This window comes from Mesorhizobium sp. M0060, from assembly GCF_040323155.1.
GTDB lineage: Bacteria > Pseudomonadota > Alphaproteobacteria > Rhizobiales > Rhizobiaceae > Mesorhizobium.
Genome location: NZ_JAMYUP010000037.1, coordinates 36,158 through 53,537 on the forward strand (window position 1 = coordinate 36,158; position 17,380 = coordinate 53,537).

Genomic DNA, 17,380 nt, shown 5'->3' on the forward strand with positions numbered 1-17,380 from the left:
TATGGGTTTGGGCTTGATGTTTTCCGGAATCGCCAGGGCATGAGTTCCTCGATCTGGCTCTGTGGATGGCCGTTGATGATGGCCTCGAGGGTTTCGGCCGTTTGTGAAAATCAAATGTGTGCGCCATTCCCAAGGGGCGGCAATTGCAACCATATTGCTACCACTTCGGGGAGGGGTGTGGCGTCCATACTCGGGCAGGCGGCGGTGGCTGCCGTACAAAGGGCGCCTGCTTATGAGCGACTGGGCGGACAGTGCGGGAAAACCTGGTTTCCGCTCTCTTGAGTGCGTTCACACGGCAGAAAATATGCTAACCTTGCCAAACTGGGGCGACACCGCGATTGCACATTGAGTAGTGTTGAGCTCTACCCCTATCCTCGGGTCTAGCAACTATGCCGTAAACCGCCCCGCCAGTTCTGTCGGGTCACCAAGCGGTTACCGTTTCTAGCGTGCACGAAATTTCGCCGGAGTCCATCAGAGTTGGTCCGAGTTGAAAACGGCAACGAGCAGAAATCCCGTTCTGGCGCGCATTGGGCGGGTATAGAGCGTACTGCTGTGAACCCCTTGAACGCCGTAATTTTCCCTTGCCAAACTGGGGCGACGCGGCGATTTCACGTCGCATAGTGTTGTGCTCTACCCAGCCTGGTGTCCTGGTGTAGCAATCCAGGGTTACGCGCAGGTCACCACCGTGGTCACACCCGCAATATTTTGAAGCGGCTTGCTGCCTTTGGACGCTGCGGCAAGCGGCCTTGAGCAAAATGGCCAAATGCCTTGAGAGCGCGATTCCAACCTGCCTTTGGCTGACCTCTACCTGCCATCCACACCGGGCTTATGGGGACAATGGCCGAACGCAGTGCCATCGGTTGGTGCGTAGCAACCCCAAAATTGGAAGGCTATCTGATACGCCGAGCTCCGACGATCGATCAGATAGTCAGGCTATTCGTTTCGCATACGAAGCCCTGGGTTTGACCCCCGCGACCGGCGCGCTTCGTGCCCCCCTGCCATAAAAGACGCTCGCCACCGGTGCGCCCGGTCAGCGATTGGCAGTTTCGTTCAACCACGAAACGACGTGAGTTGATTAAACTAACGCTTAAAAGGAAAAGGCGCCCGCGCACTGAAGCCGAGAGCCCTTCCAGATAACCAAAAGCCTTCTTGTGACGCTGCTTTTCCTGACGGACCTTTCAACAACTCATACTGCGACCTTAAGTACTTCCGGGAACCGCATGATAGCAAAAAAACCGCCGATTTCAACCGGTTTCGGGCCCTCGCCTGTAGAGCAAGATTGAGGACGACAGCGCCGAGGCCAGGAAGGCCTGCGGATTTCCGGCGGCCTCGGCGATCTCGCGCGGTGATAGCAGCAGCACGTCGACACCAAGCGGAAACTGCGACAGCGTTTCGGCGATTTCCTGCCGGACCACCGCTTTCCTGGCGCCGAAGTCGCCTACCACGATGAGGTCGACATCGCTGTCCACCGTAGCGATGCCCTTTGCGAAGGACCCGAACAAAAATATCTCGTCGGGATCGCAGCACTCCCGCACCAGCGCGGCCATGCGTTCGAATATCTTCCTCATGCGATCGTGTAATGAACGATGAGATACGCGTTACGGATGTCTTCGGCCTTCAGCGATTTGAAATCGGCCGCATTGTCCTTCTTGATCGCCATTTTCCAGTCGCCGAACAGGGTTTTTGCCGGGGCGAACACTTTTTGCAGATGCGGGGCGCCGTCGAAGGCGGCGTCCTTCGGCATCGCCTCGTCCGTCGCGGCGCCGTCGCCAGGTGGTTCCAACTTCACGTCGAAGCCTCCCGTATGGGCGGTCTCGGCGACGATGTCGATGCGCGTCGCCTTAAGGCTCTTGCCGGAAAGCGCCGCCCTGGCTCGCGCCAGGAAGGGCAGGTTTTCGGGTGCGAGCGTGAAGACGAACTGCTGGTCTTGGCCAGCGTTGGGGAACAGGAGCCGCTGCCAGGCGCCGGCAAACTCGCGGTTGAGCACCATGATCTGTGCACCGTTCAGCGGAATGGCGGCTTCGGTATTGGCTCTCGCTGCCTCCTGAAGCGGCAGGCTCCCCGGCCTTGCCGTGTAGCGGATGTGCAGAATGACGTCCGAAATGGCGGCGAAGTCGAACTGGTTGTTGGTTTTCGGCAGGCTGATATCCCACTCGCTGACCGCGCCGGCCGTCTCGAACGGCAGATAACGGGCATCATTGAAATTCAGTTCGAATAGGCCACTGTCGTTCATGCCATGGCTGGTGGCGATGGCGCTGATCGGCACCACGCTGCTCGCGAATCGGTCGTCGGCGGCAGCGAGCGGGTCGCCGTAGCCACCGGCGACGCCGTCGCGCACCCTGATCGCGTTACGGGTCAGAGACAGCATGCAGTTGACGTTGGTGTAGGGGCCGACCACGCTTGGAATGCTGATCGATGCCGAGCGGATACGCCGGTAGTAGTGGCCGGGATAGTCGAGATCGTAGAGCCATTCGGGCACCTGCACGGAACAGCGCCCGGACTGCTTGAGTGCAACCAGCGCCAGCGGCGCGATCTGGGCCAGCGATACGTGCTTGGTCAGTTCCAGTTCACGCCTGTTGTTGTCGAGATAGGCGATCTCCATGCGACGGATGTCGTTGAGCAGGCGGTCACCGGCGAGCAGGCCTTTTCTCAAACTATCCCAGTAGCCGAACTGGATGAAAGTCTCCGTCGACTGGCCGAGTTCGACTTGCATGGATTTCTGCGCACGCTTGGCTGTGTCGTAGGCCATCTGGTAGGCTTGGAAATAGACCGCGGCCAGTTGCGACAGCAGCCAGTCGTAGAGTTGGGTGTTGGAATATTTGCTGCGCAGATATTCCTCCACCGCCTGCGACTGTTCGATCTGGGCATCGAGGTTGGTGAGCTCCGTCTCCGTGATGGCAGTGCGCAGGCGGGCGGTTTCGATCTGCTTTTCCAATTGCGTCATCTGTTTCTGCGCGGCGCGGACCTGATGCTTGTTCTCCTCGTCGCGCCTTGTGTAGCCGCCTTGCGAATCGAGCATCTGCCCGCCCTGGTGCAGGATGGATGCCAGACCCTGGAACAGGGCAGCGAAGTTCGTCGAGGAATTGCCGAGCATCTGTCCGCCGATCTTCAACGTCATTGTCGGCGTGCCACCCATGCCGGCCGCACCCGCCTGGATGTCGGGAATGAGATGGGTGGCGCCCGCAACCGAGTTGAGGACGGTGGCGACGATCTCGCTGACGATGCCAAGGCCATGGGCGATGACGCCCAGTTCCTCCCAGCTGTTCATACGAGGAATGCCGCCATAATAATCGATGCTTTCCTGAATGAGGTCGGTGCCGGCCTCGGCGCTGGCCAGCGCCATAGACGCTTCTTCGATCTGCTGCTTGCGCACGTCCTTCATCAGCTTCAGCACGGCCGTCTCATGGCCGGAACGCAACGCGGCCAGCATTTCGGCATCGCGTTTCTCGATGGCCGAAAGCACCTTCTCGCCGAGGCTTCTGACCTCGTTGCAAATTTCCAAGGCCTTGGCGACTAGGGTCGGGAAGCGGTAAGGGCCCTGCGGCGTGGCGAGGTCCGCCAGCACGCTGCCGATGTCGACGCCGGCGGCAACAGCCTTGACTAGCAGGGCCGGATCGATCGGTGGCTCAAACAGCGGCAGTCGCCGCACCGCGCCCGAGATGTTCATGCTGTGACGGATCTTGAACAGCCGGTCCTCGATCGTCGTCCAATACTCCATCAGCCGATCGTTCGGCGGAATGCAGAAATAGAGCACGTCCAGCGTCGGCAGTGGCTCGGTGCCCTCGTCATTACGGATGACGAATTTCGGCTGGTCGACAAAGTTTTCCATCAGCACCTCGACTCGCTTGTTGCCGAAGGGATCTAATGCACCGTCAGCGACGAGCTCGTTGTAGGATCGGTCCTCATGCGTGAGGTCCGGCACCTTCACCGGCCGCCTGCCCATGATCTCATAGGCGAGTACATAGAGCGTGGTCGCCTCGTTGATCGCCTCGATTGTGTCCTGCCGAAACAACTGGTCACCCCAGGCAATCAGGTTGTCGACATATTTCATCAGCACTGCCTTCTGGTAAGCGGCGGGGCGATAGCGGGCGATCACGTCGGGCTTGAACGGGTTATTCTTCCAATCGCGGACCTGGTCGAGATTGGCGGAGATGTTCTCCAGCAGTTCCTGGATGCGCTGGCGGCGGTAATCGTCGCTGGTCTGGTCGAAGAACGGCTTGGTTATCCAGAACCGCTGCGGCACGGAAAGCGCCTCGGTGCTGGTTGGGTCGAATATGTAGTGGAACCATTGCATGGCTTCTTCGAAGCGCTGGTTCTGGCTGAGTTTGCAGGCGACCATGAACGGCATGTGGAAGAAGATTTCCCAATTGTAGAGGGAGCTGGCGCCGCTGCGGCTGAAATCGATCACCTCCGAACGGGCCGTCGGATCCGAGACGCTGACCCCGGGGATCGACTGGTACTCTTTTTTGAAATCGAACGTACTAGTCGGGTAGTAAGTCTGTGGCGCGGTCTGGATGCGACGATTGAGCAGGCCATCCAGCCCCGACCGGTTGAGCTCGCGGATGAACAGCGCCGTGTAGGGGTGATAGAATGGAAAGAAGGTGTATTTCAGCTTCTGTCCGACAATGCTGTAGTTGGCATGGACCGCCTTCCACTCCGTCTTGACGAAGAAGGTGCGGATCCTGTCCTGGTAGAAGAACGGGCTCTTGCCCGACAGGCCGGCATCAAGCTGGATGTGGTCTTGCGACATGACCAACTGGAACGGCGCCTTGGCAGCGGCAAGGATCGTACGCGTTTGGCCCGCCTCGACGACATTGAAGGAGCTCGCATTCGGCGTATTGACGTTGTTGACGAGCCGCGTGTTCTCGAAATGCATGCCGGCGGGTAGCACCAAGCGCGGCGCGATCTGATACGGCCCGGTAAGCGTTGCGAGCTTGGTCTCCTTGCCGCCGAAGGCGTTCCAAACATAGGCGTAGGACGTCGTCGGGACCAGCGTGACAGGATCGATGCCCGGCGTGTCGAAGATATGGAACTGCCCGCTCAGAGGCTTCAGCCGAAGATCGATCACCTGGCCGTCGAACACGAAGGACGAGGAATGCCAGGGGCGTCCAGTCTCATCGAAGTAACGTCCGGTAAGCCTCGACATCTTGTGCTGGTAAGGGTCGTAGAAGACGCCGTTGTTGAACGCCTCGGAGGTCGAGATGTAAATGTCCATCCAAAGTTGGTTCTCGCGACTCTTGTAGCGTGGCTTTACGTTGTAGGAACCGGTCGGGCGCGGCCATGGATGCACGAGTTTGTGCGGCGAGACGCTTCGCGATTGCCACCCGCCATTCTTGCGCACGCTCCAAGCAAGCTGGATCTCGAGCTGCTGCTGCGGTTCGGGAGAATCCCCCTGGTCGTTCGGCGAGTTGACCTGCGAGACCTTCGGCACCTTGCGCACCTTTTGTGGCTTGGCCGTGAATAGCAGCCAGAAAAGGTGGAGCTTGCGATTGTAGACGACAGGAACGACATGGTCGCCGGTGATGTCTAGATCGATCTTCTCCCACGGGCTCCAAACGTTGTAGTTCACGTCGAAGGTTCGGTAGAAATAGACAGCCGGGTCGGAACGCGTACGGGCGATTACGTGCATCGTGTTAATGTTGGGCGGCAAATTGTCGTAGGGGTTATCGTCGTCGATTTCGTGGTAGATACCGGTGACGTCCAGCCGCGCGACCTGATGCGCTTTTTCCAAATAATCTGAGAATGCCGTCTCGGCGTTGTCGTTCGTCATGTCGCTCTGCATCAGAGCGCTCTCGAACTCCTTGAAGAAGGGCGACTTGTCGTCGCGAAGTTCGGGCTCGATCCAGTTTTCGGGGTAGAGGAAGACCTTCCGGTTGGCTTCCCAAATACGGTAGCTCTTCATCCATTTCCATTGCCGCCAGCTGTTCAGCGAGACAGTGTCGGCCTGTTCGGCGCGCGAGACCTGGACGAAAGGCTGTTCGAGATTGAGGAAGCAGCGCTGCACGAACATCTGCGCCGAGCCGATCGCCTGCTTGATGCGCGAGGTGAGCTGGAGCGAGCCCATCTCGACGTCGATGAGGAAGTAGCCGAGCAGGGCGTTGGTGTCGCGCCAGCGTTTCGGATTGGCATACTGCTTGCCGTTTACTGTGATCGCTGGCAGCGCGGTGCGGCTGGAAAACTGGATCAGGTGCATGGTCAGCGCCGTCCGCTTCTTCTCCCGCAAGGCGTCCTGCAGCGGCGCAAGCTTATCGAGCCAGGTCACCGGATCATATTTCGACTTGCCGGCCTGGCGGACCTGCTGCGCGGTGGCGAACTGCGCGGCATCGTTGTCGCGGGCGGCCCAGCCGAGCGCGACGGTCGCGGAAACGCCGCAGCGCTTCAGCACGCGGAAGCGTTCGACGAGGTCGACGAAGGTGCCGATGATGGCGTAGCCGGCTTTGTTGCCGCCGTCGAACGTTTTGAGGTCGTCGACATTCCACGTGGTTAGTTTGGAGATCTCGTCACGCAACGTTTCGACGCTGGTGACAGCATCGGCCGCGCCGTCGAAAATTTTCGTGAGCGTCACCCCCTCGGGCTGCGGGAACTGCGATAACACGGCGAGCCATTGCGAAAGTGCGACCCACGGTCCGATGAGCGAGGCTGCCGGTGCCGCGTCGACGGGAAGCTTGTTCCAATCGAGCCCGCCGAGCCCCGTAAAGCGGCTCATCAGCCAATCCAGATTAGACGCTGCGATGCCGTTACGCGCGACGATCATCGAGGCCTTGTGCAGCTGCTGGTAGGCCTTGTATAGCGCTGGGAAATTCGCCTCGCTGGCGGCTTTGACGTATTTGCTGTTTGCGTCCTTTTCCATCAGGGCAGCGTCGGCGCCGCTTGCCAGGAGGTCTGCGCCGAATGTCAAATTCTCCAGCAGCACCTTGGCCTGATCGTCGGTCAGTCCGAACACCGTCGCCGCATGGGTGATAGCGGCACCCTTCGCTTGTCCAGCCTGGACCGCGCGCAACGTTTCGCGCAATGCATCGATGTTCTGGGCAATGACGTCATCGCGCAATCCATAGGGCGAATCCGGACGGTAAGTGAAAAGATACTCGAGTTCGCCGATAGACACGCCGGATCCAAGCAGTCGCCGGGCCTGCTCGACGAAGGCTAGCGTGTCACTTGGCGAGGCAAATGGGCTTGCCGCGCCCGGTCCAATGAGGTCGAACAGAGACAGAAGTTCCTGGACGGAGACGCGCATGCCGCGCACCAACTCGGCGTGCCGGAATAGCAAAGACAGATTGTCCAGCGTAAGTTTTCCGTCAGTTAGTTTGACGAGCTGGACCAGATCGTCTTCGCCCAGCGACAGTGCTGCGAGCAATGTCGCGCTCTCCGGCGTCAATGGATCGGCGCCTGAAAGCGGTAGCGCGAATTTCGAATTCACCGGATTGGTGATGGCCGTGCTCTGGAACAGCAGGTCGTAAAGCGGGCGCAGGCGGCGCGGCGGGTGCGTTGCCGCCGCGCGCGCCTCGGTGTTGATCGGCGCATACAAGGCAGCGGCCACTTCGGCCGAGATCACAAACCGGTCCTGCACCTGGCGCACGGCCATCAGGCGGGCAAGGGCGGTGCCGTCGAGTTCGTCGCTGCCAGCACTTTGCCGCAGCAGCAGATCGAGTTCCCAAAGCGCCCAGGGGGTGTGACGCCAGAACCGGATCAGCCGGTGGATACGGTCGAAACGAGCCGGCGTAAGGTTGAGCAGCGACTGCTTGTCCAGCCCGCATGTGTCGGACGGGCGCTCGATCTGGATCGGATTGGCGTCACCAGCGGGATTGACCCATTTGACCGACAGGAGGTCGAGCAGCTCGACATAGTCGAGCCCTGTGTTCTGTAGGAACTCTAGCACCGGAATCTTCGCGCGCGACGTGTCGAACCCGAAGAAGACGTCCTGGTCGGCCTGGGCGGGTTTCGGCTGGACCACCAGCCCGGTGTCCTGCGAATTCAAGCCGAAGAATTCCCCGGCAATGCTTGTCTCGGACGGCACTGCCGCCGCGCCGGCACCTGTCTGGAAGGTGCGCATTAGATCGTGCCGATCCACGCCGAGATGGCCGAGGAAGGTTCGCGCTTCCTCCTGCCAGAGATCGAACGTGCCTGACACCGGGAACTTCGCCGCCCTCAGCACGTCATAGGCCATCGCGCGCTGGTTCTCCGGATAGGCGCGCAGCTCCTCGGCGGTCAAATTGGTCTGGAAGGAGAAATTGGCATTTGCCGCCGGCGCCTCGACGGCGTTTTCCAGCACCTCGCAGACGAGGTCGATATAAGGCAGCGGCGTTTCGGAATTGATGCAGTTGAGCTTCACATTGCCAAGGTCGGGCCGGCGGTCGAATAGGATGTCGCGCACCGTGCGGTTGGCCGTTTCTGAGGGGTGGGCGTCCAGGAACCGCAGCACGTCAGCGAGATAGGCGGCCGGTCCGTAGACGGACTGGCAGTGCTCGCAGTCGCAATAGTCGAGCGAGCCGAACAGAGTTTCGAGGTTCGGAATATTGCCGAGCAGGGCCTGCTGTTCCTCGACTGTCATCGGCTTGGTGTTCAGAACCGACGGGTCAGTATTGCGTAGTTCGTTACGCAGCTCGCCGAGCCGCATCATGATATGGCCGTACTGGAATTCGGCATAGGAATAGACGGTCAGCGCGGCCTTCTGGTCGATGCCGCGCACTTTCATTTTTTCGACGAAGCGTTCCTTGCCGAGCGACATGATCTCGGCCGAATGGTGAATCTTCTCGTCCAGAAGAGCACGCGCGATGGTGCTGGAGGGCGCAAGGCGATGGACGCGCTGCAATGCCCGGGCTTCGACCATGACGTTCTCATCCAGAGCGAGGTTGCGGGTCGCCACATAACTGTCGAGATTGTCGTTGCGCAGGTTGAGGTCCGGATTGCTGTCGACAAGCGTTTCGATGGCCACGATGTGCTGCAGGCTGTTTTCATTGCTGCGTGCGATCTCGGCGACCAGGGCGACATCCGGGAAAAGGCGCTCGCTCTGGTTGACCAAAGTCGCGGCGTAAATATCAATTTTGTCCTGTTCGGTGGCGCCGTCCGTGTTGGGCGGCACGGCGCCGCCATTGCTGGTGATGATCGCCTTCCAGTCGGCCGGGCCGAGTTTGGCGAGGTCGCGGGGGCTCTTGAGCTGGGCGTCGGCCGGATTGTCGATCTTAGCCTTAAGGGCGGTGAGGATCGGGGTAAAATTCTTCGTCACCTCGCCGATCTGCGTGGTGGCGTGAAAGTCCTTCACCGCCTCCGGCCCGCCGAAATCGGCGGAGCGCGTCGTCATTTCCTCCCAAAAACCGTCTTCCAGTTGCTGATGCTTGACGAAGGTCTTAGCGACCTCCGCATAGCTCGCGACTGGAACGTTCGATACTTGCAGAAGGGTCTGCAGGCTGCCGTTGCCGGCGAGCAGCGGCTTTTCCAGCGCGAAGGACTGGGCGAGCGCGGCGAGCGCCTTCAGCACTGCGTCCTTATTGCGCGAGACCTCGATCGGTATGAAGTTTTCCTTCGCCGCGTTGGCAAGCGCGTCGGCCTGCAGTTCCGGCTGCATGAAGGCGATGCCGCTGATCGCTTGATCGACGATCTGGTCGATGAGCTCCCATTCGTTGGTGGCCGCAAGCAGTTCGCCCGGCAGGCTGGGCGGCAGGTTCTGACGAATGAAAGCATAGAAGACCGGCGCCGTGATCGTGGCGTTGGCGACCCGGCCTGCGGCGCGGGCCGACAGAAGCAGCCGCATGACGTCATCCTGGGACAGGGCGGCATTCAGCGCCAGCTGCGTCACCTCGTGAGTGTTTTCCGTTTCCCGGAGGTCGGTGATGGAGACGGCGCCGAGGCACTTTGATGCCGTAGCCATGCGCAATTCGAATTCCGATGGTCCGCGATAAGGCAAGTCTCCTTGGGTGAAATTAGCCCAGGCGATCTGCGTCGGATTGAATAGGCGCTTGGTGCCGAGCAGCGTCCCGTTTCCGTCGACAAAGCGGGTCTCGAGCTGGAACCCCGTTTTAGCCTGGCCGGAATTCGGGTCGCGCGGCGTGGTATAAGGGATATCGAAGAAGCCGTTCGGGAGGGACGGCCGCTCGGCGAGCTTCTGCCCTTCGCCGCGCAGCGGCATTTCCCAGATCTGCACCGCCACGCCGGCGCGGCCACGCCAAAGCTCGTCGCGGACTGAGCCGCGGATACGGTTCGGGTACGCGGCGGCCGCCGAAGGGTTCGCGGCAGCGATCGCCTTATTGAGGCTGCGCAAGGTCTTGCCGTCCGCGTGCCCGGTCACGGGCAGCCGATTCAGCTTCTGGAAGGCGATGACGGCATCCCTGGTGGTGCGCCCGAATGATCCTGCCTTCAGTTCCTCGACATCGATCGCTTGGCCCGCGAAGGCCAGCGCCTTTTGCAGGTCGGGCACGTATTTGTTTGTCATGTTGAGACGCAGCGCGCGCTTGACCGAGACGAGGTTCTGCGCGGTGCGCACCTTGACCGTGCTAACCGGCGCGGTGCGGCTGGCGGCGATGGAATCGAGCTTTTCAAGGGTGGCGACATCGATCTCGCCGTTCGGGTTTAGGCGGTACTTCGCCTGCAGCTTCTGGACCAAAGCCTTAGCGCTGGGGCCGAGCTGCTTGGCCTTGATTTCGGCGGGTTCAATCGCGCCGTCGATCTTGGCGACTTTCGCCGCCCTGAGGATCTTGCGCTGGACGTAGCCAACTTGCGTTTTGACCGCGAGCTGGGCTTTCAGCGCCGCGGTCTGCATTCCGGCCACCACAGCGTCGTTGAGACGGCCATCAGGCACCAGGCCCGCCGCGGTCTGAAAGGCCTTGATGGCGGCTTCGGTCGAGGGGCCGAGCGTGCGCGCCTGTTGCTCACCCCGGTCGATGCCCCGGCCGAGCCGTCCAAGCAAGGTCTGCAATCGCTCGACGCGCCCCTTGCTCGTGGCGAAGAAACGGTGGTCGACCTCGACCTTCATGCGTTCGATGGTTTCCGACGAAAACGCGCCGGTCGCCGCCAAGCCCTGATCCCGCTGGAATTTCTTGATCGCCTCGGTCGTCGATCCTCCGATGGTGCGGCTCTTCAGTTCGTCGGGCGCGACAGTCAGGTCGAGCTTGCGCAATGCCTGCTGCAGGTTGCCGATATCGGTCCGCGTCGGGTTGGCGGTAAAGGCCAGCGCCGGCCGGCCGGCATCGGCGGCGTGGGGAAGAAACCCGTTTAGCGCGGCGACCGTCGCCGGATCAGCGCCGCCGCCAGAGGCGAGCGAGCGTTCGCGCTGGAAGGCATCGACCACTTCCTGCGCCGCGGCCTGATAGGCGGGAGTGCCCTCGTCACCCGACAGCGTGGTCAGGAGCTGCTGACGGCGGGCGTCATCATGCGGCAGGATGACCTTGCGTTCGAGCAGGAATCCAAGCGCGGTTTCAAGACCTTCGACTTTCGCGCCCGCAGCGGCGATTTTCAACCGGGATGGAGTCTTGGGCATCTGGACCTCCCTCTGCAACTGGTTTCCTAGCTTCTGCATGCGTCGAAACGGCGGATTTTGACCTTTTTCGAAGCCAAGCGCCTACTCGACACGATAGCTGTTCATTTCCTTGGCAAGTGTTTCGTCCATACGCGTGCCCTTGAACCGGATTTCGGGCCCGCTTATTCCCGTTCCCCTTATGGAATCATTCAAGTATTCTATGCTGCCGGCGTCCTTTAACTCTTTCAGTCTTGACGTTGGCACCTGAAACTTATTCACTTTTCCTCCGTGCATGCGGATGAATTCTTCCGCATATTCGGAATCGGGCGTCGTAGAGAAATTCCTGCCCGGCGTGAGTCCACCTTCGATGTCTCCGAAATGGTAGAGCGTGGTTTTCGAGGCCTCCTCCGCGGCTTCCTTGAGAGCTTCTTCGACCTCAGCGCTGGTCACGCGCGACTTGGCAGTGGAGGTGGAGCGCTTGGGAGTTGCCTTGGGCCCGGCCGCCTCCAATTCGGAAGCCAGGCTGCTGGTCCCTGCGGCGACCCCCAGAACCCCGAACACGAAATTCGGGTCGTTTTCGTCTTCAGCCTGCGCAAGCTGAAACAGGCTGAGGGCAAACCAGCCCTTTGCCGGAATCAGCGCCATCAATTCAGGTAGCAGATAAATTCCAACCGCTCCGGCGCCTATCAGGGCGCCACCGCCCTTGATCGCCTCGTAACGTTCCACGGTCCGGGTCGCGAGTGCTTGCGCGGCAAGTCGATAAGATTCGACCAGCGCTTCCCGCGAGGCCTTTTCCTCGGCCGCGACCTTGGCAGGGTCTTCCGGAGGCGGGTCTCCATAGTGAAATTGATAGGGCGCAGACCAGTCGTCCTTCTTGGGTTCCTCTGTCGGGAAAATATATTCAGTTGTCTTGGTAAGCTTGCCGGTCTTGACGATCCGCATCTCGGTCTCGACCTTGATCGTGCCGGGCGGCAGGCAGACCGAACAGCGCTGCGGTTCGTTCCCGGTCGGATCGAGCAGCACGACCGGATTGCAGAGCGCATAGACAAACAGGTCGATGCCGCCTTTCAACCCGGCCGGGTCGCAACTGGTCCATCGTCCGAGCCACGGCGAGTAATAGCGGGCACCGTGATAATAGAGCCCGCTCTCCTCGTCGCGCTCCTTGCCAATAAAGCGATATCTTTTCGGCGACGCGAGCTGGCCGTCCACGGCCTGGTAGGAGGAGCTGCCGAAAGGCGTGTATTCCTCGTAGGAAATGACTATGGCGGTGGCATCGAGCTCCAGGCTCGCTGTGCCGAGATGATTGGCGAGTTGATAACGGACCAGCCCCTTCGGGTGCGGGCGGTCGGTGCGCGTCTCGACCAGTGCAATGCGCCGCGTACCGTCTTCGATATGCAGAGTCTCGCGCGTGAGGGCGTTGGCGCCGAAGCTGCGGTAGATCTCGAAACCGCCGAGGTAGAGACGTTCCTCCTTGACGCTGCCGTTGGCATTCTCTGTGACCTTGCGGGCGCGCTTGCCCGCGCCGTCGTAGACATACCAGGTTCTTTGTCCCGCGGCCGCCGATCCCGGTATGTCCTGCGGACCGAGCGATTGCCGGCGGGTCATTCTGAGCTGCTCGGCATAGTCCCATCGCATTTCGGCAAGATGCGGCATGCGCAGCATGTTGCCATGGGCGTCATAGCCGTCGCTCCCGACGCTGTAGGTCTCGTCAGAACCCGCACCAAGCGAGGTTCTGGTGAGCCGGTTGCTTGTTTTGCCCGGCTCCAGAAGACTAGCCTCCTCGTAGACATAGGTGCGCGTCCATCCTGGAGCGAGCGGGTCGGTGCCGCGATGCTGCATCTCAAGGAAATTGCCGACCTTGTCGTAGACGTAGCGCTCCAGGTACCGTCCAAGTGCGGCGCCGTCGCCGGGGTGAGGGAGACCAACGCGCGCCATGTCATTGTATGAACTGGGTATCGGCGAGCCGCCGACCTGGCCAAGATGCTCGCGCCCAGTCGCCTCGATCAGTCGATAAAGCGCGTCATATGTGTAGTCGGAGCTCGGCTCGACTCTCTTGTTGCGGAAATAGACAGTCTGCTGGGCGTCGTCGCGGATGTGCGTGATGTTGCCGACGGCATCGTAGACATAGTGCAGGTTCTGGACATCACAACCCGGCCAACCCGGTTGCGCCGCTACAGGACAATCCTGCGGAAATGCCGCGGCGCTGCGGATCGTCTGCAGGTGCAGCAGGCGGAAGGTCAGCGGATCGTAGACGTAAAGGGTGGCGACGCCGTTGCCGTAGTCGATGCGCTGGCGCTGGGCCTTAGCATCATAGTCGATGTTGATCACGAACGGCGTCCAGACTGGGCTGCCCTCGGCGACTGCCCCGCGCAAATTGGCGTCGACGCGTTCGAGAAGCCCGCCTTCATTATAGCCCGGACGCAAGATGCTGCCGTCCGGCATAGTGCTAGCCACGACCCGATTGAGCGCGTCGTAAACCGTCGCGACACGGTGCGCCGCCGGGTCGAGTGCCACGGCGCCAGACCAGTCCATTGTGTTTTTGTAGTCAGTCGCGAGTTGTCGGGCGGCCGAGAGCAAATTGCCCTTGAAATCGTAGCCTTCGTTGCGCAGCAGCCCGACCTGGTCACGCTGCTCCACCAGTTTTCCACGCCGGTTGCCAGTCTGTCCATCGGCAAGCGCTTCGCCGTAAAGCTGGGCCGCGACCAGCATTTCCGCTGCGTCGTTCTGGCTTACAAAGGTGCCAATGGGCCTGCCCGCTGGGTCGGTGGCGATCCGCACGCGGAACCCCCGGCTGTTCCAGCTCAAGACCTGAGCGCCGGTCGCGTCGCTTAGCATCCAGTCCTGGCCCGCCTCCATGCTAGCCTGATGGATGCGTGTGCCCAGCATGTCGTGGTCGTAGCGGGCGACCACACGACCGGCGGCGTCTGTCACGCCGAGCAGATTACCGGTGATGTCGCGGGCAATACGCGTAGCGGCAACTGTCTCGACCGGCGGGCTGCCAGCCGGGGCGTCGCTCATCGTAAAACGGTTGCGGACGTTCGTCAGGAAGATGCGCCCCAGCGGATTGAGATGCACCACCTCTGGCGTTCCGGCATGAATCGCTGATTTGGCGGCGGCTTTTGCCTCGTCAGGGCCGAGGCTACCGTCGGCCCGGCGGCCACGCCATGTCGGCAGATAGTCGACCTGGTGCAGCCGTTCGAAATAGGCGCCGCAGTCCGGGTCGGCACTGGGATCATCGACGAGGCATGTGTCAGCGGTATCCCATTTTTCCTGCCGCCATGCTCCGAACACCGTCTTTTCCCAGGTGTGGTCGGGATGAAGGGCGCCGACAACCCGGCCCAGAGGATCGTAGAACCGGGTCGAGGACACGCCTATGCGCGTGCCGAATTCGAAAGTGCCGGAGGGGGTGAAGAACGGCTCGTATTGGCGAATGGGCATGCCCTTGTTGTTGTAAAAGGCCCAGCCGCTGCCGATCCAGCGCGGGTCGACGGGCTCCGCCGTCATCACCGTCTGCCCGTCCGGACCGGTGACGATCGCGCCTGCCGCATCGTGAAGAGGCACCGGTCCGGGCTCGGCCAGGACTTTCTTCTGGATCTCGCGGCCGAAGCCGTCCGAATAGGTCAAGGCATGCTGGAAGCGGGTTGCACCGGCCGGTGCGTCGCTGTCATGCGTTTCCCGCGACAGCGTGCAGGACACGGCCGGCTGCGGGGCTTGCGAGGTCCTGGTTCTCTGATAGGCGAAGAAATCGTAGACGGTGCGGACCGTCGCCCGCAGCAGCATGGCTTGCGGCGCGGCCAGCGGCGCGGCGATATGCTCAAGGCACTGGTCCTCCGGCGGGTCGGTGTCGAAGCCGTCGAGCGTATCGCCTTCCGCCTGCGCGGGCGGCGGCTTGCCCATCACGGCGGTGCCGGCGATCAGGCCGAGCGCATTGAAGACCACTGCCGAGCGGTTGCGATTGGCGTCCATCACCAGCCGTGGCTGCAGGACGCGGTAGTCATTGCCGTGGCTGGCGAGGCTATCGTCGGGGTTGCGCGAGCCGGCGGTGATCAGATTGCCAACCGCGTCCTTCGTCTCGATCACCAGAAGGTCGTGCTCGTCAAAGGTGACGGTGATCTGCGAGGGCACCGCATCGGTGTCGAGCGGGCCGTGAAAGCGACGGGGCAGGAAGAAATGCGCGCGCGCGATGGCACGTTCCGCCGCCGCGCTGTCCGAACGGTCCTTGGAATAGAAGATGCGCCCGGAAGGCGCCCACCAGCCGTCGTCGCCGTCGATGCGGACGTAGCCGTATTGGGCCAGGATCGGATCGCTGATCTTGGCGCCGTAGACACCGCTTGCCAGACCGGGCGTCAGCGCCAGGCGGTGCTCCGAGAAGGGCAGCGCGAGCGGCTGCAACAGGCCGGGCGCCAGCGCCGCCTCGAGGTCGTCGCGCCTGAACAGGCTGCGTTTTCTCGAAAGAAGTCGTTTTTGCAGCGTCGCGGCATTGGGCTTTTCCTCAAAGGCGAGGGGTTGGGCATCGGTGAGTGCCTGCCACATGTCTTCGAAGAGGATGCGCATGCTGCCCGGCTTCGGCCCCAAACCGGTGATTTCGTAGGCGCGCGTGTCGAACACCGCCGGCTTGCGATGATTGCGCTCCTCGTCGACCGCGTTAGTGACAGCATTGTCGGTTGCGACTATTGCAATTTGCGCCTGAACGGCCTCGTCGGAAGGGTCGAGCGCCGCGTCCGGCTGACGGCGCGGATAGGTGATGGTGGCGTTTTTCAGCACCGTGCCGTAGGCGTCGACCTGCAGCGTCAGTCGGTGCGTGAGGCGGGGATCGGCCGGATCGCGCTCCGACGCGTAGGACAGGGCTTCGCGCGGGTGGACGAAGAACACCGCATGGCGGTTGGCCACGCGTGGCTGGACGAATGAGACTGTGAAATTCTGTTCGACGATCAGATAGGGGATGTCGGCGCGCGCGGTTCCATCCAGAGCGTAGGTCTCCTGGCGCAGCATCGAACCGCGCAACGCACGGCAGGCTTCGCGCTCCTCGTCGACGTCCAGGCCATCGGGAAGAACGGTATCGTCGAGCAGAAACGCGCGGGCCGCGGCATCGTCCAGTCCCGGCTGGCGAAAGTATTCGCCCTTGTGGACCGGATCGAGAAGACCGGCGAAGAAGGAGGAGATGCGGTTGCGGCCGAGGAAAATACCGGTATGGAACCATGTCCGTGTGTAAGCGGGCGGCACGTGCGAGGCGGCGTCGATATTCTCTGCCGGATCGAGCGTGCCCGCCGCGCTGAGCAGCGAAAACGCCTCGGTGTCCCACTGCTCGACCATGCCGAAGCCGCGGAATTCCCGCTCGACACCGTCAAAATACCCATGGTGATAGGCATAGCGGGTGACGAAACGGTTGCGGCTGATGTGGTCCCAGGTCTCCACCCGTTCGACGACCTGCACTGGAAAGGGCAGCCTGGTCAGCCATGGCCGGCCGTCCTGCTTGTCGCGCAGATAGAAATAGGTCGATGGCGCATATGCTATCCGGGTCTCGGCACCGAGATTATTGCGCATAGCAACTAGCAGGTGCGGCTTACCGTTGGCCATCAGGCTGACATAGCGGAGCGGCCTCTCCGCCGCGTCGGGCAGCGGAGAAACCCAGACTAGGCAGGCGGTACCGTTGCCCAGAAGGTCCGTCACCGATACGGATGACGCCCTGTCATCGACCGGAAAACCTGGAATGGCGTTTTCGGCGCCCCAGCCATTGCCTGACAGGTTGAACCAGAAGCGCGCGCCATCAGCCCCGAGATAGAGGATATCGGCGACGCCGCTGCCATCGATGTCGGGGCGGGGGGGAAGGGCCGGGGGGGGAGAGGGCGGGTGGGGGGAGGGGCGGCCGGGCGCCCCGGGGGCAAATGGCGCCGCACCGCCGGCGGGCGCCCGTTGGCGGGAGGAGGCCCA

At 61.6% G+C, this 17,380-nt stretch carries 3 protein-coding genes; all 3 read right to left on the reverse strand.

From position 1 onward, the window contains the following. Nucleotides 1-1,244: 1,244 nt before the first annotated feature. A complete protein-coding gene (locus NKJ94_RS26435) occupies nucleotides 1,245-1,568 on the reverse strand; it encodes a nucleotidyltransferase domain-containing protein (RefSeq protein ID WP_352529215.1) in 324 nt (107 codons plus the stop codon). Further along, nucleotides 1,565-11,470 carry a Tc toxin subunit A-related protein gene (locus NKJ94_RS26440; protein ID WP_352529216.1) on the reverse strand — a complete coding sequence of 3,302 codons (9,906 nt, stop codon included), beginning with the start codon at nucleotides 11,468-11,470 and terminating at the stop codon, nucleotides 1,565-1,567. Before NKJ94_RS26440 ends, NKJ94_RS26435 begins: the two co-directional genes overlap by 4 nt. An 81-nt stretch (nucleotides 11,471-11,551) precedes the next feature. Then, nucleotides 11,552-17,380, reverse strand: a 5,829-nt coding sequence (locus NKJ94_RS26445) for a toxin TcdB middle/C-terminal domain-containing protein (RefSeq protein ID WP_352529218.1), incomplete at its 5' end; no start/stop codon positions are given.